The following is an 18,746-nucleotide window of genomic DNA, read 5'->3' as shown; positions in this document are numbered from 1 at the left end:
CACGAGCACGAAGGCGACGGCGCCGGCCAGGCCCCCCCCCGACCCCACCCCCCCCCCCCCCGCGCCCGCCCCCCCCCCCGCCCCCCCCCCCCCCCCCCCCCCCCCCCCCCCCCCGCGACCGCGATCCCACCTGATCCACGGGGACGGCGCCCGGTGCCGGCAGGTCCCCGGATCGGGGCGGCCCGGCGGCGCGGGGCCTACCGCGGCCCGGGTCGGGCGGTTACCGTCCGGCGCCGGCACCGCCCCACCCCGGAGAGGACCTCGTGGCCCAGCTATCCGCCGAGAAACGCGTCCTGCGCGCCGAGCTCCACGGCGACCGCATCCGAGCCGCCAGCGGCTCGATGGTCGCCTACGAGGGCAACCTGGACTTCAAGAACTCCGGGATGGGCGGGGGCGGTGGGATGCGGGCGGCCCTCAAGCGGGCCGTGGCCGGCGAGAGCCTCTCCCTCATGGACGTCACCGGCCAGGGCCGCGCCTACCTGGCCAAGGACGCGATGGACGTCCTCGTGGTCGACCTGGGCGGCGACACCCTCACCGTCGAGAGCGAGCACATCCTCGCCCACACCGAGGGGCTGCGCCTGGACGTCCAGTTCGCCGGCCTGCGGGGCATGACCAGCGGCCACGGCCTGGCCACCACCACGGTGACCGGCAGCGGTCAGGTGGCCCTGGTCTCCGAGGGGCCGGTCATGGCCCTCGAGGTCGCCCCCGGCCAGGACCTCGTCGTCGACCCGGACGCCTACGTCGGCTCGCGCGGCCAGCTGTCGATGAACCTCGTCAGCGGCGTGTCCTGGAAGTCGCTGCTCGGCGAGGACGCCGGCGAGCCCTTCTCCCTCCGCTTCACCGGGCACGGCCTGGTGCTCGTCCAGTCCTCGGAGAGCTGACCGTGCCGTTCGAGACCGTCAACAGCAAGGTCGTGCGTGCCCACGTCGGCCCGCAGACCCCCGTGCTCGCCCGCCGCGGGGCCATGCTCGGCTACTCCGGCACGGTCACCTTCCGCCCGGTGCACGGCCAGGGCCGCGGGGTCGGGGGCATGGTCGGCGCCGCGCTCTCCGGTGAGTCCAACCCGATGATGGCCACCGAGGGCCAGGGCGAGGTGCTCTACGGCTACAAGGGGCTGCACGTCACCGTGCTGGAGCTCGACGGCGCGGCGCCGCTGGTCTGCGAGGCCGACCGGCTGCTCGTGCACGACGCCGGCCTGCAGACCAGCGTGCAGTTCCTCGGGTCCGGCGGGCTCCGGCAGGCCATCAGCGGGGCCATGACGGGGCAGGGGCTGTTCACCTCCAACGTGCACGGCCGCGGCTCGGTCGCGCTGCTCTCGCACGGCGGGGCGTTCCCGCTGCACCTGGCCGGCCAGCAGGTCGGCGTGGACCCGCAGGCCTACGTGGGCCACGTCGGCCAGCTCTCGGTCGACCTCGCCGCCAAGGTGGGGTTCCGCGACGTCGTGGGGCGCGGCTCCGGTGAGGCCTTCCAGTTGAGGATCAGCGGCCACGGCACGGTGTACGTGCAGGCCAGCGAGCAGAAGTTCTGAGGACGGCGACGATGACCTACCCCCCGCCCGGCCAGCACCCCGGCAGCCCGCAGCCCGGCTACGGCCAGCCCGGGTACGGCCAGCCCCAGCCCGGCTACGGGCAGCCCCAGCCCGGGTACGGCCAGCCGGGCTACGGCCAGCCGGGCTACGGCCAGCCGGGCTACGGCCAGCCGGGCTACGGGCAACCGCAGCCCGGGTACGGCCCACCCGGCCCGCACGGCGGCCCGCCGCCCGGTGCCCCCGGAGGCGGTGCGAGCGGCATCCCGAGCACGCTGTCCGCGCAGTCCCTCCCGTCGGACGACAACGTCAACCCGTACGTGTTCTGCATCGAGCTCACCGGCGACTGGTTCATGAGCAAGGGCGCGATGCTGGCCTACTACGGCGACGTCCGGTTCGAGGCCGTCACCCAGTACTCCTCGGCGCAGGCGTGGGTCGCCGCCCGGTTCTCCAGCCCGGTCTACGTCCACGACTGGGTGGTGGCCAGCGGCCGCGGCAAGGTGCTCATCGGCGACCGCGGGTTCGACCTGAACAGCTACGACCTCGACGCCGGCAACCTGACGATCAAGGCCAACAACCTCTGCGCCTTCTCCCCGCAGCTCGAGCTCAAGCAGTCGATCGTCCCGGGCTTCGTGACCCTCATCGGGACGGGGAAGTTCATCGCCTCCTCGAACGGGCCGGTGATCTTCGTGGAGCCGCCGTTCCGGGCCGACCCGGATGCGCTGCTGGGCTGGGCCGACTGCCCCTCGCCGTCGGTGCACCACGACGCGGAGTGGATGAGCCGCAGCATGCTCGGCGGCCTCTCGGCCGCGTTCGGCCGCGTCTCGGGGGAGGAGCGGCAGTACGACTTCACCGGCCAGGGGACGGTGCTGCTGCAGTCCTCCGAGGTGGCGCGGGAGGACCCCGCGGTGCTGCGGCTGGTCGAGTCGCAGACCGACCTGCTCACCACGAGCCAGGCGGGCCAGCTGGGGCAGCGGCTGATCGCCCGCGCCCAGCAGCAGCAGCACTGAGGCGCCGCCCGGGTGTGCGGCCGCCGCAGCCGCGCACCCGGGGGGCGCTCCCGTCAGCGCTCCCGGCGTCGTGACGCTGCGTGCGCGACCGGGTGGGTTAGCGTCGCGGCCATGCGCCCGGCCGACCTCGCCCTGCTGCGCACGCCGGGGGCTCCGGCCGTCTCGCCGGACGGGCGGATCGCGGTGGTCGCGGTCGAGCGGCTGGACCTCGCCGCGGACGCCCTCCGCAGCCAGCTCTGGGCGGTCCCGACCGACGGCTCCGCGCCGGCGCGGCCGCTGACCACCGGGGCACGCGACACCGACCCGGCCTTCTCGCCGGACGGGCGGTGGGTGGCCTTCCTGTCCGCCCTCCCCGGGGAGCCGCCCCAGGTGCACCTGCTGCCGACCTCCGGCGGGGCGGCGCGGCGGCTGACCGGTCTGCCGCTGGGCACCGGCGCCCCCGTGTGGGCCCCGGACTCGCGGCGGCTGGCCTTCGTGGCGCGGGTGCCCGGGCCCGCCGCGGCGCTCGGCGCCCCCCGCCTGGTGACCACGCTGACCGCGCGCGCCGAGGGCGTCGGCTTCCTGGCCGGGCGGCGCAGCGCCGTCCACGTGGTGGACCTGCCGCCGGACGGCGCCGGGGACGACACCCCGCTGCCCGAGCCGCGGCGGCTCACCGACGGCGTGGCCGACGGTGCGGCCGACGACCTCGACGTGGCCTGGAGCCCGGACGGCTCCCTCCTGGCCTTCGTGTCCGCGCGGCACGGCCGCGCCGACCGCGACCTCGCCCGCGACGTCTACACCGTGCCGGCCGACGGCGGGCCGGTGCGCCGGCTCACCGACGGGCACGCCGCCTGCCGCCGGCCGGCCTGGTTCCCCGACGGGACGGCGCTGGCCGTGACGGCGCAGGTCGGGCTCGGGCCGACGGGGCGGGACGTCGCCGGCCGGAGCGCCACCGTGTGCCGGGTGCCGGCCGGCGGCGGCCCGCTGGAGCCCCTGCTGGACCCGGCCGGCGCGCACCGGGGCGACCGGACGCCCGCGACCGTCGTCGCCGGCGGTGCGGTGCTCACCGGGGTGGAGCGGCACGGGGCGGTGGAGCTGCTGCGGGTACCCCTGGACGGCGGGCCCGCGCAGACCCTCGTCGAGGGGCCGTTCACCGTGGACGGCATCGGGGCCGGCGGCGGCGTGGTGGTGGTGACGGTGGCGCACGACGCGTCCGCCGGGGAGCTGGTGGCGATCACGCCCGGCCGGCGCCGGCTGCTCACCGGGTTCGGCCGCGCGCTGGGCGCGACCGGACGGGTGCACCGGCTGGGCCCCGCCACGGCTCGCGCCCCGGACGGCGCGGCGGTGCGCGGGTGGCTCGCGGTGCCGGCGGGGCCGGGCCCGCACCCCGTCGTCCTGGCCCTGCACGACGGCCCCCACCGGCAGACGGGCTGGCGGCTGTCGGTGGACACCCAGGTGTGGGTCTCGGCCGGGTACGCCGTGGTGCGCTGCAACCCGCGCGGTTCCTCCGGCGCCGGGCAGGACTGGGGGCGCGCCGTCCGCGGGGGGTGGGGCACGGTGGACGCCGACGACGTGCTCGCCTTCCTGGACGCCGCGCTCGCCGACCCGGCCCTGGACGCCGACCGGGTGGTGGTGCACGGCCGGGGCTACGGCGGCACCCTCGCCGCGCTGCTGCTGGCCCGCACCGAGCGGTTCGCCGCCGCGGTCGTGGAGGAGGCCCTCACCGACGCGGCCGGGTTCGCCGGGTCCTCGGACATCGGCTGGTGGTTCGTCGAGGAGCACCTGGGCGGCGACCCCGCCGCGCTCGCCGCGCAGAGCCCGGTCGCCGCGGCCGACCGGGTCACCACGCCGACGCTGCTGGTGCACGGCGAGGAGGACCTGCGCTGCCCGGCCGAGCAGTCGTGGCGGCTGTACACCGCGCTGCGTCGCCGGGGCGTGCCCACCGAGCTGGTGCTCTTCCCGGGGGCCGGGCACGAGCTGGCCCGGACCGCGCCGCCGCGGCAGCGCCTGGCCCGCCTGGAGCACCTGCTCCGCTGGTGGGCGCGGTGGCTGCCGCCGGTGGACGACGTCCGCGGGACGCCGGCCGTGCCGTCCGCCCGCCTGCCGGGTGCCCCGGCGACGGGGTACCCGACCGTGCCCGCGGACGTGGGCTGAGGCTCGCCTAGGGTCGGCTCCGACGACCGCCGTCCGTCCCGCCGCTCCGGCCGGGACGACCGAGGGGAGCCCGATGGTCGACTACACCAAGCGCCCGAAGCCGCCGACCCCGCCCCCGGGCGGCCAGGGGGCGCCGCCCGGGCGACCCGCCGATGCCCAGCCCGCCGGGCCGCCGGCGCCCGGGGTGTCGTTGAGCAAGGTGACGCTGACCAAGGCCGCGCCGTCGGTCTCGCTCACCAAGACGGCCGGGACGTCGGGCGTGCTGCGGGTGAACCTGAACTGGAACGCCCGTCCGCAGGGCGCAGCGCCGGGCGGTGGGTTCCTCAAGCGGCTGGCTACCGCGGCCTCCGGCGGGGCGATCGACCTCGACCTGGGCTGCCTGTACGAGTACGCCGACGGGTCCAAGGGCGTCATCCAGGCCCTCGGCAACGCCTTCCGCGGCCAGCACACCCTGCCGAACGGTGAGCTGGTCGCCTGGCTGGACGGTGACGACCGGTCCGGCCGGAGCACGGGCGGGGAGAACCTCCTCATCGACCTGCGGCACACCGCGCACATCCGCCGGATCCTGGTCTTCGCGCTGATCTACCAGGGGGTGCCGAACTGGGGCGCGGCCGACGCGGTCGTCACGATGCACCCGGCCTCCGGCCCCCAGGTGGAGGTCCGTCTCGACGAGCCCGACCCCCGCGCGCGGATCTGCGCCGTCGCGCAGTTCACCAACGAGGGCGGGCAGCTCGTCGTCCACCGCGAGGTGCGCTACGTGCACGGCGGTCAGGACGTGCTCGACCGCCAGTACGGCTGGGGCATGGACTGGGCGCCCGGCCGCAAGTGACCGGCGGGGGGACCGGACCCGGCCCGTAGGCGTTCCCGCCGGTTCCTGGTCCGGCCGGTCGGCGTTGCCGCGGGAACGCCGGGCCCCAGTTCTCATGCCCCGTGGGTGTCCGTGCCGTCGTCGGCAGCGAGGCGGCCGAGGTGGTCGCGCCCATGAGGACCCCGACGACGTAGCCGGGGCCATGCGTTCGCCGGTGGGGGCGAAGGCGTCGGGGAGGTCGGCGACCCCGGCGCAGCGGCCGAGGGCGGTGCCGACGCCGTACGGCACCGGGGCGGTGCCGCCGGCCGGGCGTCGGTGGCGGGAGCGGCCCGCCGGGGCGGACCGGGGGCGCGGGCCGCAGGTGGGGCGCGGGCCGGCGACCGGCCCGGTCGTCGATGGGGGGTGCACGCCGGTGGAGACCTCGACCGGGACGCCTGCGGCTCGTCGCCGCCGGAACCGCCGCGCGGGTGCGTCGTGCCTGGCAGGGTGGGGCGACACCGAGACGAGGAGGTCCGGAGTGGTCGAGCGCCGCGCGCCCCGCTGGTCCGAGCTGCGGGAGCTGGTCCGGACCCGCCCGCGCACCGGCGACGCCACCGACCGCCGGCTGGCCCGCGCGGTCACCGTCGGCGACCTGCGCGAGATCGCCCGCCGCCGCGCCCCGCGCGCGGTCTTCGACTACACCGACGGCGCGGCCGGCCGGGAGATCAGCATCCGGCGGTCCCGCGAGGCGTTCGAGCGGGTCGAGTTCCGGCCCAGCGTGCTGCGCGACGTCTCCGTCGTCGACCCGTCGACCACCGTCCTCGGCCGCCCGTCGGCGCTGCCGCTGGCCTTCGCGCCGACCGGCTTCACCCGCCTGATGCACACCGAGGGCGAGGTCGCGGTGGCGAGGGTGGCGGAGCGGGTCGGCGTCCCGCACACCCTGTCCACCATGGGGACGACGTCGGTCGAGGCCCTGGCCGCCGCCGTCCCCGGGGCCCGCCGCTGGTTCCAGCTCTACCTCTGGCGGGACCGGCAGGCCAGCGCGGACCTGGTGGCCCGCGCCGCGGCGGCCGGCTTCGAGGCACTGGTCCTCACCGTCGACACCCCGGTGGCCGGGCCGCGGCTGCGCGACGTCCGCAACGGCTTCACCATCCCGCCGGCCCTCACCCTCCGGACCGTCGCCAACGCCGCCCGCCACCCGCACTGGTGGGTCGACCTGCTCACCACCGAGCCGCTCGAGTTCGCCTCGCTGCGCTCGTGGGGCGGCACCGCGGCCGAGCTGGCCGACCGGGTCTTCGAACCGGCCGCCACGCTCGCCGACGTCCGGGAGCTGCGGGAGCGGTGGTCCGGGGCGCTGGTCGTCAAGGGCGTGCAGACGGCGGACGACGCCCGGGCCGTCGTCGACGCCGGCGCGGACGCGGTCGTGGTCTCCAACCACGGCGGGCGACAGCTCGACCGGGCCCCCACCCCGCTGGAGGAGCTGCCCGCGGTCGTCGCCGCGGTGGGGGACCGGGCGGAGGTGTACCTGGACGGCGGGATCCTGGACGGGGCCGACGTGGTCGCCGCCGTGGCGATGGGCGCGCGGGCCTGCCTGGTGGGGCGTGCCTACCTCTACGGGCTCATGGCCGGCGGCGAGCGCGGCGTGCAGCGGGTGGCCGACATCCTGGCCGCGGAGGTCACCCGCACCCTGCAGCTGCTCGGCGTCCCGTGCGTCGCCGACCTCACGCCGGACCGGGTGCGCCTGCGCGGCTGATCCGTTGCTGATGTGACCTGGGCGTTCGTAGGGTGCGGCATGGACGTCGTCGAGGTCGTGCCCACGCCCGAGCAGTACGCGTACACCTTCGGCGGCGTCGCCCCGCTGCGCCGGGTGACACCGGGCACCGCGCTGCGGGTGTGGTCCGACGACGCCTTCGGCGGGGCGCTCCGGTCGACGTCCGACCTCTGCAGCGAGAAGGTCGACCTGCGCTTCGTCAACCCGCAGACCGGTCCGTTCTGGGTCGAGGGCGCCGAGCCCGGGGACACGCTCGCCCTGCACTTCGTCGCGATGGAACCGGCCCGCGACTTCGGCGCGTCGGCGGCGATCCCCTTCTTCGGCGGGCTGACCAGCACCGACCGGACGGCGACCCTGCAGGACCCGCTGCCCGACACCACCTGGATCTACGAGCTCGACCGCGCCGCCGGCACGGTCACGTTCGCGGCGCGGCACACCGACCTGCAGATCGCGCTGCCGGTCGAGCCGATGCTCGGCACGGTGGGCGTGGCCCCGCCCGGGGGCGAGGTGCGCAGCTCGCTGGTGCCCGAGCGGTTCGGCGGCAACATGGACTCCCCGCAGATGCGTCCCGGCACCACCTGCTTCCTGCCGGTCTTCGTCGAGGGCGCGCTGTTCTCCGTCGGCGACGGGCACTACCGGCAGGGCGAGGGCGAGGCCTGCGGCACGGCCGTCGAGGGCGCGATGACCAGCACGTTCATCGTCGAGCTGGTCAAGGCCGGCGCCGCCGCGGCCCCGGCGTGGCCGCGGCTGGAGGACGACACCCACTGGATGACCGTCGGCTCGAGCCGCCCGCTCGAGGACGCCTGGCGGATCGGCCAGGTCGAGCTCGTCCGCTGGTTCGGCGAGCTCTACGGGCTGCACCCGATGGACGCCTACCAGCTGCTCTCGCAGACCGTCGAGGTGCCGATCGCCAACGTCGTCGACGCGAACTACAGCGCCGTCGTCAAGGTCCGCAAGGGCCTGCTGCCGCCGGCCACCGCCTTCGGCGGGCTGCACGACGACCTGCGGCGCCGCGCCGCCGGTCTGCTCTGACCACCTCGCCGCCGGTCTGCTCCGACCCACCGCCCCGCCCCTGAGAGGAACCCCATGGACCTGCAGCTCACCGGTGCCCGCGTGCTCGTCACGGGCGGGACCCGCGGCATCGGCCGCGCGGTCGTCGAGGCCTTCGTCGCCGAGGGCGCGGTCGTCGAGTTCTGCGCCCGGGACGGCGCCGAGCTCGAGGAGACCGAGAAGGCCGTGGCCGAGCGCGGCGGACGGGCGACCGGATCGCGCGTGGACGTCGGCGACGGCGCGGCGCTCACCGCCTGGGTCGAGGCCGCGGCGGGTCGGCTCGGCGGCATCGACGCGGTCGTGGCCAACGTGAGCGCGCTCGCGATCCCGGACACCGACGAGAACTGGGAGCTGTCCTTCCGCGTCGACCTCATGCACACCGTCCGGCTGGCGCGGGCGGCGCTGCCGCACCTGGAGGCCAGCGGGACGGGCTCGATCACCGCCGTCTCCAGCGTCTCCGGCCGCGAGGCCGACTTCGCCTCCGGGCCGTACGGGACGATGAAGACCGCGATCGTCGGCTACATCAGCGGCCTGGCGTTCCAGCTGGCCGGCAGGGGCGTCCGGGCCAACGTCGTCTCACCGGGCAACACCTTCTTCGAGGGCGGCGTCTGGGACCAGATCAAGACCGGGAACCCCGAGCTGTACGCGATGGCCCTCGGGCTCAACCCGACCGGGCACATGGGCACGCCGGAGGAGATGGCCCGCGCGGTCGTCTTCCTCGCCAGCCCGGTGTCGAGCTTCACCAGCGGCACCAACCTCGTCGTGGACGGCGCGCTGACCCGCGGCATCCAGCTCTGACGGTCGGGGACCGCCCCGCCGGGACCTGCGGCCCTGGCTGGGTCCCGCCGTCCCCGGTAGGCAGGCCCCGTCCGGCCGAGGGACGGGAGGCGCACCATGACCACGAGCACGGCCGCGGGCACGACCGAGCGGACGCAGGAGATCCGGACGCTGCTCCGGCGGCTGGAGGAGGCGATGAACGCCCGTGACCTCGGGGCGCTGGACGACGTCCTCGCCGCCGACCTCGTCCGGCACTGCCAGGCGACCCCGCGGCTTCAGGTCACCTCCCGCGAGCAGTTCACGGAGTTCCTGCGCCAGGACGCCGCCGCCTTCCCCGACAACGTGCAGACCTTCCACCAGGTCCTGGTCGACGGGGACCGGGCCGCGGTGTGGGCGACCTACGAGGGCACCCAGACCGGCCCGCTGGGGCCCTTCCCGGCGTCCGGCCGACGGGCGGCCTTCGACTACGCCGGCGTGTTCCGCGTGGCCGACGGCCGGATCGCGGAGATGTGGATCACCTGGGACAACGTGACGGTGCTCACCCAGCTGGGGCACCTGCCCACCGGGTAGACCCGCTCACCAGCCCCACCTCGCGCCACCCCGTGAGGGGTCGCCCGGCGCCGACGGCGGTGTCCTGCCCGTGGCCCGGGCGCACCAGGCCATGCCGCTCGGGCCATGCCGCTCAGGTCATGCCGCCGCCCGTGCCCTGGCCGTAGAAGAAGCCGGGCGGCACGTCCACGGGACCCTTCTGCTTGCCGCACCTCCAGCAGACCATCCGGTCCGGCCCCTCGTACCTCTCGCCGGGTGGGTGACGGCGCACCCAGCGGTGGGCTCCGAGCAGGCAGCGGACGTCCTTCGTCATCGCCATGACCGGATGCTCGGGCGACGCCGTCGTGCGCTCCACGTGCGAAGGCCCCTCGGCCCCACCCACCAAGGCCCCGACGGGGACCGGGTCCTCACCAGCCGCGCTCGCGCCACTCCGCGAGGTGGGGGCGCTCGGCGCCGATGGTGGTGTCCTTCCCGTGGCCCGGGTAGACCCAGGCGTCGTCGGGGAGGGCGCCGAACAGCCGCTCCTCGACGTCGTCGACCAGGCTGGCGAACCGGGCCGGGTCGCCCTGCGTGTTCCCCACGCCCCCAGGGAAGAGGCTGTCCCCGGTGAACACGTGCGTGCCGGCCTCCCCGCCGCGCCAGACCAGCGCGATGCTGCCGGGCGTGTGGCCGCGCAGGTGCACCACCTCGAGCGTCTGCCGGCCCACGGTGACGGTGTCGCCGTGCTCCACGGGGCGCTGCACGGGCACCGGCAGGTCCCCGGCGTCGGCGGGGTGCGCCACGGTGGTCGCCCCGGTGGCCGCGACGACCTCGGGCAGCGCCCGGTGGTGGTCCCAGTGCCCGTGCGTCGTGACGACCGTGCGCACCCCCGCGCCGTCGACCAGACGGAGCAGCGCCTCGGGCTCGGCCGCCGCGTCGACGAGCAGCGCGTCGCCGGCCCCGGGGTCGCGCAGCAGGTAGACGTTGTTGGCCATCTCGCTGACCGCGAGCTTGGTGATGGTCAGGCCGGGAAGCTCCCGCACGTCGGCCGGCCCGCCCACCTCGACGTCACCGGTGTAGCTCCTGTCGCTCATCGCTGCTCCCGTTCGGAAATCGTCGGCGGCCGCGGATACGGTCCTCCCATGGACGCTAGCGGAGGTGTCGGCACCGCTGCGCTCGTCGGCTGGCCCGCCACCGAGCTGGCCGCGCGGGTCCGGGCGGGCGAGGTCACCGCGGTGGGGGTGGTGCGTGCGCACCTGGCGCACCTCGACGCGGTCGAGGCCCGCATCGGCGCCTTCCGGGTGGTGCGGCGGGAGGCCGCGCTCGCCGAGGCCGCGGAGGTGGACGCCGACCCGCGGCGGGCGGAGCTGCCGCTGGCCGGGGTCCCCGTCGCGGTCAAGGACAACGTGCCCGTGGCGGGGGAGGCGTGCACCGACGGCTCGCCGGCCTGCCCGCTGCGGGTCGCGGACGCCGACCACCCGGTCGTGGCCCGGCTCCGCGCCGCGGGTGCGGTCGTCGTCGGGATGACCCGCATGCCCGAGCTGGGCCTCTACGCGGCCACCGACGGCCCGGGCACGGTCACCCGCAACCCCTGGGACACCGCCCTCGCCCCGGCCGGGAGCTCCGGGGGCAGCGCCGCGGCCGTCGCCGCCGGGGTCGTCCCGCTGGCGGTCGGCAACGACGGCCTGGGCTCGCTGCGGCTGCCCGCGGCCGCCTGCGGCCTGGTCACGCTCAAGCCGGGCCGGGGCGTGGTGCCCACCCTGGCCGTCGACTGGTCCGGCATGGTGCAGAACGGGGTGCTGGCCACCACCGTGGGCGACGTCGCCCTGGGGCACGCCGTCCTGGCGGAGGAGCAGCCGGGGCGCCCGCCGGGCTGGGAGCGGCCGCTGCGGATCGCGGTGTCCACCCGCTCACCGGTGCCCGGGGTGCGCGCCGACGGCCCCACCCGGGCGGCGGTGGAACGCGTCGCCGCCGAGCTGGCCGCCGCCGGGCACACCGTCGTCCGCCGGAACCCACCCGTGCCGCCGTCGGCGGCCCTCGGCGTCGTGGCGCGGTGGCTGGCCGGGGCCGCCGACGAGGCCGCCCACCTCGGCATCCCGCTCACCGACCTGCAGCCGCGCAGCCGCACGCACGCCCGGCTCGGCCGGCTGGCCCGCGGCGCCGGCCTGGTCCGGCCCGCCGACGCCGAGCGCTTCCGCCGGCGGCTCACCGCCTTCTTCGACGACGTCGACCTGCTGCTCGGCCCGGTGGCCGCCGGCCCGCCGCTGCCCGCCCGGCCCTGGCACGAGCGGGGCTTCCTGCCCAACGTGACGGCCAACGCCCGCTGGGCGGCGTGGGCCCCGGCGTGGAACCTCGCCGGGCTGCCGGCGCTGGTCCTGCCCGCCGGGCCCCGCCCCGACGGGCTGCCGGTCGGGGTCCAGCTGGCCGGCCCCCCGGGGGCCGAGACGCGACTACTCTGGACCGCCGGAGAGCTGGAGCGGCGGTTGCCGTGGCGCCGGCACGCTCCGGTCTTCGACCCCACCGCACCCCAGGCTCCCGCACCCGTCTGAGCACCGGTCACGGCACCGCCGCCGCGGCCGGGCCGCGCCCGCGGACGGCGACCCTCCGGAACCGGATGGCGACCGTCCGGAACCCGCACCACCCGGCACGCGCACCACCACCCGGCACCAACCCCACGGCCCGGCCCCCGCCGGCCACCCGAGCGACAGGGAACACATGGACCGCCTCGTCGTCCGCGGCGCCCGCGAGCACAACCTCAAGGACGTCCACCTCGACCTGCCCCGCGACGCGATGATCGTGTTCACCGGGCTGTCCGGGTCGGGGAAGTCGAGCCTCGCCTTCGACACGATCTTCGCCGAGGGCCAGCGCCGCTACGTCGAGTCGCTCTCGGCCTACGCGCGCCAGTTCCTCGGCCAGATGGACAAGCCGGACGTCGACTTCATCGAGGGCCTGTCGCCGGCGGTGTCGATCGACCAGAAGTCCACCAACCGCAACCCGCGGTCCACGGTCGGCACGATCACCGAGGTCTACGACTACCTCCGGCTGCTGTACGCCCGCGCCGGTCAGCCGCACTGCCCCAACTGCGGCAAGCCGATCTCGCGGCAGACGCCCCAGCAGATCGTCGACCAGGTGCTGGCCATGGAGGAGGGCACCCGGTTCCAGGTGCTCGCCCCCGTCGTCCGGGCCCGCAAGGGCGAGTACGTCGACCTGTTCAGCTCCCTGCAGACCCAGGGCTTCTCCCGTGTCCGCGTCGACGGGGTGGTGCACCCGCTGACCGAGCCGCCGAAGCTCAAGAAGCAGGAGAAGCACACGATCGAGGTCATCGTCGACCGGCTCACCGTCAAGGAGAGCGCGAAGCGGCGGCTCACCGACTCGGTGGAGACCGCGCTCGGGCTGGCCGGCGGCCTCGTCGTCCTCGACTTCGTCGACCTGCCCGAGGGCGACCCGCAGCGCGAGCGGACCTTCTCCGAGCACCTCGCCTGCGTCGACGACGGGCTCTCCTTCGAGGCCCTCGAGCCGCGCTCGTTCTCGTTCAACTCGCCGTTCGGCGCCTGCCCGGAGTGCACCGGCATCGGCACCCGCAAGGAGGTCGACCCGGAGCTCGTCGTCCCCGACCCCGGGAAGAGCCTCGCCGACGGCGCCATCGCCCCCTGGGCCGGGTCGATGAGCAACGAGTACTTCCAGCGGCTGCTCACCGGCCTGTCGCAGCAGCTGGGCTTCTCGATGGACGACCCCTGGGAGCGGCTGCCCGCCAAGGTGCAGAAGGCCGTCCTGCACGGCTCCCCGGACCAGGTGCACGTCCGCTACAAGAACCGCTACGGCCGCGAGCGCAGCTACTACGCCGCCTTCGAGGGCGTGCTTCCCTTCCTCGAGCGCCGGCACGAGGACACCGACAGCGAGTACATGCGGGACAAGTACGAGGGCTACATGCGCGACGTGCCCTGCCCCGTCTGCCACGGCACCCGTCTCAAGCCGGAGATCCTCGCCGTCAAGCTCGCCGGCCGGTCCATCGCCGAGGTCACCGGGCTCTCCATCGGGGACGCCGCCGAGTGGCTGGGCGCCCTCGAGCTCGGGGAGCGGGAGCGGGCCATCGCCGACCGCGTGCTCCGGGAGATCCAGGCCCGGCTGTCCTTCCTGGTCGACGTCGGCCTGGACTACCTCTCCCTCGACCGCCCCGCGGCCACCCTCGCCGGCGGCGAGGCCCAGCGGATCCGGCTGGCCACCCAGATCGGCTCGGGCCTGGTCGGCGTCCTGTACGTGCTCGACGAGCCCTCGATCGGCCTGCACCAGCGGGACAACACCCGGCTGATCGAGACGCTGGTGCGGCTGCGCGACATGGGGAACACGCTGATCGTCGTCGAGCACGACGAGGACACCATCCGCACCGCCGACTGGGTGGTCGACATCGGCCCCGGGGCCGGCGAGCACGGTGGCGAGGTCGTGGTGAGCGGCACCGTCGACGACCTGCTGGCCAGCGAGCGGTCGCTCACCGGCGCCTACCTGTCCGGCCGCAAGGAGATCGCGGTCCCGCAGGTGCGCCGGCAGCCGACGCCGGGCCGCGAGCTGGTCGTCAAGGGCGCCCGCGAGCACAACCTCAAGGGCGTCGACGTGACCTTCCCCCTCGGGTGCCTGGTCGCCGTCACCGGCGTCTCGGGCTCGGGCAAGTCCAGCCTGGTCAACGACATCCTCTACACGGTGCTGGCCAACGAGCTGAACCGGGCGCGGATGGTCCCGGGGCGGCACCGCACGGTCAGCGGGCTGGAGCACCTGGACAAGGTCGTCCACGTCGACCAGTCGCCGATCGGCCGCACCCCGCGGTCGAACCCGGCCACCTACACCGGCGTGTGGGACCACGTCCGCAAGCTGTTCGCGCAGACGTCCGAGGCCAAGATCCGCGGGTACCAGCCCGGCCGGTTCTCCTTCAACGTCAAGGGCGGGCGCTGCGAGGCCTGCTCCGGCGACGGCACGCTGAAGATCGAGATGAACTTCCTGCCGGACGTCTACGTGCCGTGCGAGGTCTGCAAGGGCGCCCGGTTCAACCGGGAGACCCTCGAGGTCCACTACAAGGGCAAGACCGTGGCCGAGGTCCTCGACATGCCGATCGAGGAGGCCGCCGACTTCTTCGCCGCCATCCCGGCGATCGCCCGCTACCTGCGCACCCTCACCGACGTCGGGCTGGGCTACGTCCGGCTCGGCCAGCCGGCGACCACCCTGTCCGGTGGCGAGGCGCAGCGGGTGAAGCTGGCCAGCGAGCTGCAGAAGCGGTCCAACGGCCGCAGCATCTACGTGCTCGACGAGCCGACCACCGGGCTGCACTTCGAGGACATCCGCAAGCTGCTGCTCGTCCTCCAGAGCCTGGTCGACAAGGGCAACTCGGTCGTGGTCATCGAGCACAACCTCGACGTCATCAAGAGCGCGGACTGGATCGTCGACATGGGCCCGGAGGGCGGCTTCCGCGGCGGCACGGTCGTGGCCGAGGGGCCGCCGGAGTTCATCGCCGGGGTGCCCGAGAGCCACACCGGCCGGCACCTGCGGCCCTACCTCGACGCGGAGGCCGTCGCGCGGGCGGCCGAGCCGAAGAAGCGGGCCCGCCGCAAGGCCAGCTGACCGGCCCGGCGGCGCGGGTCCCCGGAGCGGGGGAGCGGGCGGCGGACGGCTTGAGCCGGGAGCGGGCCGCCCCCTACCCTCCGGTGTGACCGACGTCACCGCCCGGCTCGGTGCCCGGCATGGCGTGGTCCTCGGCGAGAGGAGACGCCCGTGCGTGCTGTCCGCTCCGAGCCCCCGGGGGCCCCGGTGGCACCCCTCGGCCCGGCCTGCGACCCGGACATGTCCCGGACGTGCCCGGTCACCGGTGGCCCGGTGCGCGGCGGGGGTGGCCGGGGGTCCGCGGTCGTGCTCGTGGCGGTCCTCGGGCTGGCGCTGGTCCTGGCCGGGACCGGCGCGGTGCTCGCCGGGGGTGTCGCGCTCGCCAGCGGGCTGCTGCTGGCCCGTCGGGTCCTCCGCGCGGGACGCCGGACGGCCGCCGCCCGGCGCGGCCCGGTCGCCGTCCCCGGCTCCTGGGCGGGCGCCCGCCGCGCCTGACCCCGCGGTGCGGGGCGCGCCCTCCCGGCTTGCCGCGCGGACCGGTGCCCGGTAGGCCGGGGGCCGACGACGACGTCCGAGGAGGCCCCGTGACCGCCGATGCCAGCACCGCCCCCGTCACCTGGACCGAGCGCCCCGACGGCGCCCGCCTCGCCGAGCGCCGCTGGCGCCCCGACGGGGAGGTCCGCGGCACCGTCCAGGTGGTGCACGGGCTCTCCGAGCACGCCGGCCGCTACGAGCGGCTGGCCCGGGCGCTCACCGCGCGCGGCCTCGCGGTGGGGGCGCTCGACCAGCGCGGCCACGGCCGGAGCTCCGAGTCCACCGGTCCGGGCCGGTTCGGCGCCGGCGTCGACCGGGAGGCCGTCCTCGACGACGTCCGCGACCTGCAGGAGCGGCTGTCCGCCGACCACCCCGGTGTGCCCGCGTTCCTGCTCGGCCACTCCCTCGGCTCCGCCGTCGCCCTCGCCTCGGCGCAGCGCGACGGCGCCGGCCTGGCCGGGCTGGCGCTCTCCGGCGCGATCGGCGTGGCCGACAACCTCGCCGAGGTCGTGCCCCAGCTGGAGGGCGCGGTCGCCGGCGGGATGGGCGACACGGCGATGGACGCCCTCGGTGGCTTCAACGCGCCCTTCGAGCCGGCCCGCACCCCCTACGACTGGCTCAGCCGCGACCCGGCCGAGGTCGACGCCTACCTGGCCGACCCGCTGTGCGGCGACGACGTCCCGCCCACCTACGGCTACGGCGCCGCGATGTTCGACCTGATCGTCCGGGTCGCGGGCGAGGGCGCGATCGCCGCGCTGCCCGACGGGCTGCCGGTGCTGCTGCTCGCCGGCCGCTCCGACCCCGTCGGTGGGCAGGACGCCGCGCAGGTCACCGCGCTCGCCGACCGGCTGCGCGCCCGCGGGCTGCCGGTGGAGCTGCGGCTCTACCCCGAGGCGCGGCACGAGGTGTTCAACGAGACCAACCGCGACGAGGTGACCGCCGACCTGCTGGCCTGGCTGGAGGGGCGGCTCGGCTGAGGGTCAGGCCCGGCCCACCGACTCCGGCGGGCGGTCGGGGGAGGGCCGCTCCTCGTCGGGAGCCGTGCGCGGCGCCGGCGAGGCCCCCCGCCCTCCCTCGACCTGCTGCCAGAACTCGTCCACACGCGCGTTCCAGCGGTCGGGCACCTCCTGGAAGGGCTGGTGCGCCTCGGTCTCCCAGACCTCGAACCGCGCGCCGGGGACGGCCGCCGCGACGGCCCGGCCGAGCTCGGTCCCGGCGGCCGCGTCGACGCCGCCCGCCAGGACCAGCGTCGGCGCCGTGATCCGCGTCGGGCGGTCGGCCGCGTCGTCCTCGATGAACGCGTCGAGGTAGTGCTTCAGGTCCCCGGGCGCCTGCTTGTGGGGGAACGCCAGCACCTCGTCGATGAACGCGGCGACCGTGCCGTCGTCGTGCGCCCGCGCGGTGTAGATGTCGAGGAAGAAGTACTCGAGGAACGCGCGCTCGCCGGGGGCGGCGGCGACGAGCCACCGGGCGAACCGCAGCCACGTCCGGAAGTAGACGTCGGGCACCGGCCAGGTGCTCTGCAGCACCAGGCTGCGGACCAGGTCGGGACGGCGGACCGCCAGCTCCTGGGCCACGATGCTGCCGCCGGAGAAGCCGGCGACGTGGGCCGACCGGATCCCCAGGGCGTCGAGCAGGCCGGCGGCGTCGTCGGCCAGGACCGCGACGGTCACCGGGCCGTCGGGCATCGCCGTCCGGCCGGCCCCGCGGGTGTCGAACGCGGTCAGCCGGTACCGGTCGGCCAGCCGGTCGAGCTGGAACTGCCAGGACTCCACGGTGTCCCCGGCGCCACCGATCAGCAGGACGTCGGGGCCCGCGCCGACCTGCTCGGTCCAGGTGTCGAGCGCCCCCGCACGGACGTGCTGCCCCATGGCCGGCCCTCCCTCGAGCCCCGTGCGGGACCAGGCTCGACCGACCCGCGGGAGGTGTCAACGACCCCGGGCGCGCCCGCTCACCCCGCCGGCCGGACCCGGTCGACCACGAAGTCCTCCCGCGGGCGGGCGGGGATCCGCCGCAGGCTCACGCTCGGGTCCTGCGCGGCGACGTCGTACCGGGTGGCCGGGGTGAGCAGCTGCACGGTGCGGGCCAGCAGCGCCTCGGTCATCGGTTCGCCCGGGCAGCGCTGGCCAGCGAGGAAGTCCCCCGAGCCCTGCGTTACCAGCGACGGCGGCGAAGGCCCCCCGCCACTGCGGGTGGCGCAGCAGCGAGAGCGCGGCGTACACCCCGAACCGGCCCACCGCAGCGATCGGCCGGACGACGTCGAGCAGCTCCACCGCCGCCACCGGCACGTCGAGCAGCGCCCCCTGCGGCGTGCGGTGCCGGGCGAGGACGGCGGCCGGGCTGCCCTCCGGCGGCGTGCGCCGCCCGGCGCGCACGTCCTCGACGACGGTGCGGGCCCACCGCCCGGCGCGGGCGCGCAGCCACTGGGCCCACCAGTCGGCCGGGCCCACGTCGCCGGCCCGGGTGCGCATCGCCGCCACCTCCCGCGCGTGCCGGTGCAGCTCCGCACCCTCGAGCGGGGCGCCGGCCCACGCGGCGGCGACCCGGGTGCGCAGCTCGTCGAGCGCGTCGAACAGCACCACCCGGCCGGCCGCCTGCCACCGGCGCACCGCCGGGTGCCGCTCGCGCTCCACCAGGTGGGCCCCCCGGTCGCGGCCGGGCCTGCAGCAGGTCGACGAGGACCTGCCTGCGGTGCCGGTGGGTGGCGCCGTCGAGCCACCGGACGCCGCCCTCGTCCTGGAGCAGGTGCAGCACCGTCGGGGGGAAGGCGCCCCGGCGGGTGAACCGGTCGCCGCCGTAGAGCAACCGGGCGGCCTCGGCGCCCCGGGCGCACACCGCCGGCCGGAGCACCAGGGGGGTCCGGAAGGCATCGCTGCCGAGGCGGTCGCAGCGGCGGGAGACGAAGGTGCAGCCCTCGCGCAGCAGCGTCAGGCTGCTGTCCGGGGCAGCCAGGGACGCCGATCACGAGGGGTCCTCGGGGTCGGGTCGGTGACGCCTCCCCGGCTCGGGCGCACGGCCATCCTCGCCCGTCCGGCGGCCGGCGCG

Annotated in this window: 17 protein-coding genes; 13 read left to right on the top strand and 4 right to left on the bottom strand. The window is 76.3% G+C overall.

Features of this window, described 5'->3' with window-relative positions; translation table 11 throughout:
• Positions 1–263: 263 nt before the first annotated feature.
• The 9 genes from ACI8AC_RS09835 (at position 264) to ACI8AC_RS09795 (ending at position 9,623) form a co-directional block, all read left to right on the top strand.
• A complete protein-coding gene (locus ACI8AC_RS09835) occupies positions 264–881 on the top strand; it encodes an AIM24 family protein (RefSeq protein WP_456897571.1) in 618 nt (205 codons plus the stop codon).
• A gap of 2 nt (positions 882–883) precedes the next feature.
• Complete coding sequence (locus ACI8AC_RS09830; protein WP_456897570.1) at positions 884–1,528, top strand: AIM24 family protein; 645 nt, start codon at positions 884–886, stop codon at positions 1,526–1,528.
• Between the two features lie 11 nt (positions 1,529–1,539).
• Entirely contained in the window at positions 1,540–2,535 is a 996-nt protein-coding gene (locus tag ACI8AC_RS09825; protein ID WP_456897569.1) for an AIM24 family protein, read from the top strand.
• Between the two features lie 111 nt (positions 2,536–2,646).
• Positions 2,647–4,668 (top strand): S9 family peptidase, encoded by a 2,022-nt coding sequence (locus ACI8AC_RS09820; RefSeq protein WP_456897568.1) that lies wholly within the window; start codon positions 2,647–2,649, stop codon positions 4,666–4,668.
• A 73-nt stretch (positions 4,669–4,741) separates the two neighbouring features.
• A complete protein-coding gene (locus ACI8AC_RS09815) occupies positions 4,742–5,497 on the top strand; it encodes a TerD family protein (RefSeq protein WP_456897567.1) in 756 nt (251 codons plus the stop codon).
• A gap of 496 nt (positions 5,498–5,993) precedes the next feature.
• The gene (locus ACI8AC_RS09810) at positions 5,994–7,208 is read left to right on the top strand and encodes an alpha-hydroxy acid oxidase (protein WP_456897566.1); all 1,215 of its coding nucleotides are present in this window, start codon (positions 5,994–5,996) and stop codon (positions 7,206–7,208) included.
• A 39-nt stretch (positions 7,209–7,247) separates the two neighbouring features.
• Positions 7,248–8,258, top strand: a complete 1,011-nt coding sequence (locus tag ACI8AC_RS09805; protein WP_456897565.1) for an acetamidase/formamidase family protein — start codon at positions 7,248–7,250, stop codon at positions 8,256–8,258.
• Between the two features lie 54 nt (positions 8,259–8,312).
• Positions 8,313–9,074: an SDR family NAD(P)-dependent oxidoreductase gene (locus tag ACI8AC_RS09800; RefSeq protein WP_456897564.1), complete on the top strand. Its 762-nt coding sequence runs from the start codon at positions 8,313–8,315 to the stop codon at positions 9,072–9,074.
• A gap of 96 nt (positions 9,075–9,170) precedes the next feature.
• Positions 9,171–9,623 (top strand): ester cyclase, encoded by a 453-nt coding sequence (locus ACI8AC_RS09795; protein ID WP_456897563.1) that lies wholly within the window; start codon positions 9,171–9,173, stop codon positions 9,621–9,623.
• 112 nt (positions 9,624–9,735) lie between these two features.
• On the opposite strand, the gene ACI8AC_RS09790 is transcribed toward ACI8AC_RS09795, so the two are convergent.
• Both ACI8AC_RS09790 and ACI8AC_RS09785 read right to left on the bottom strand, forming a co-directional pair.
• Positions 9,736–9,921: a hypothetical protein gene (locus ACI8AC_RS09790; RefSeq protein WP_456897562.1), complete on the bottom strand. Its 186-nt coding sequence runs from the start codon at positions 9,919–9,921 to the stop codon at positions 9,736–9,738.
• A gap of 88 nt (positions 9,922–10,009) precedes the next feature.
• Positions 10,010–10,675, bottom strand: a complete 666-nt coding sequence (locus ACI8AC_RS09785) for an MBL fold metallo-hydrolase (protein WP_456897561.1) — start codon at positions 10,673–10,675, stop codon at positions 10,010–10,012.
• Positions 10,676–10,723: 48 nt separating this feature from the next.
• Between ACI8AC_RS09785 and ACI8AC_RS09780 the strand changes: the two genes are divergently transcribed.
• From ACI8AC_RS09780 to ACI8AC_RS09765, 4 genes are all read left to right on the top strand, one after another.
• The gene (locus tag ACI8AC_RS09780) at positions 10,724–12,130 is read left to right on the top strand and encodes an amidase (RefSeq protein WP_456897560.1); all 1,407 of its coding nucleotides are present in this window, start codon (positions 10,724–10,726) and stop codon (positions 12,128–12,130) included.
• A gap of 166 nt (positions 12,131–12,296) precedes the next feature.
• Positions 12,297–15,188, top strand: a complete 2,892-nt coding sequence (uvrA, locus tag ACI8AC_RS09775) for an excinuclease ABC subunit UvrA (protein ID WP_456897559.1) — start codon at positions 12,297–12,299, stop codon at positions 15,186–15,188.
• A 150-nt stretch (positions 15,189–15,338) separates the two neighbouring features.
• The gene (locus tag ACI8AC_RS09770) at positions 15,339–15,662 is read left to right on the top strand and encodes a hypothetical protein (RefSeq protein WP_456897558.1); all 324 of its coding nucleotides are present in this window, start codon (positions 15,339–15,341) and stop codon (positions 15,660–15,662) included.
• Positions 15,663–15,751: 89 nt separating this feature from the next.
• Positions 15,752–16,678 carry an alpha/beta fold hydrolase gene (locus ACI8AC_RS09765; protein ID WP_456897556.1) on the top strand — a complete coding sequence of 309 codons (927 nt, stop codon included), beginning with the start codon at positions 15,752–15,754 and terminating at the stop codon, positions 16,676–16,678.
• A gap of 3 nt (positions 16,679–16,681) precedes the next feature.
• Here the strand turns inward: ACI8AC_RS09765 and ACI8AC_RS09760 are convergent, their stop codons facing one another.
• Both ACI8AC_RS09760 and ACI8AC_RS09755 read right to left on the bottom strand, forming a co-directional pair.
• Entirely contained in the window at positions 16,682–17,572 is an 891-nt protein-coding gene (locus ACI8AC_RS09760) for an alpha/beta fold hydrolase (protein WP_456897554.1), read from the bottom strand.
• Positions 17,573–17,629: 57 nt separating this feature from the next.
• A complete protein-coding gene (locus ACI8AC_RS09755) occupies positions 17,630–18,334 on the bottom strand; it encodes a hypothetical protein (protein ID WP_456897552.1) in 705 nt (234 codons plus the stop codon).
• Between the last annotated feature and the right edge of the window lie 412 nt (positions 18,335–18,746).

It is taken from the genome of Geodermatophilus sp. SYSU D00758 (genome assembly GCF_054049955.1).
This window is presented reverse-complemented; position numbering and strand designations above follow the sequence as displayed.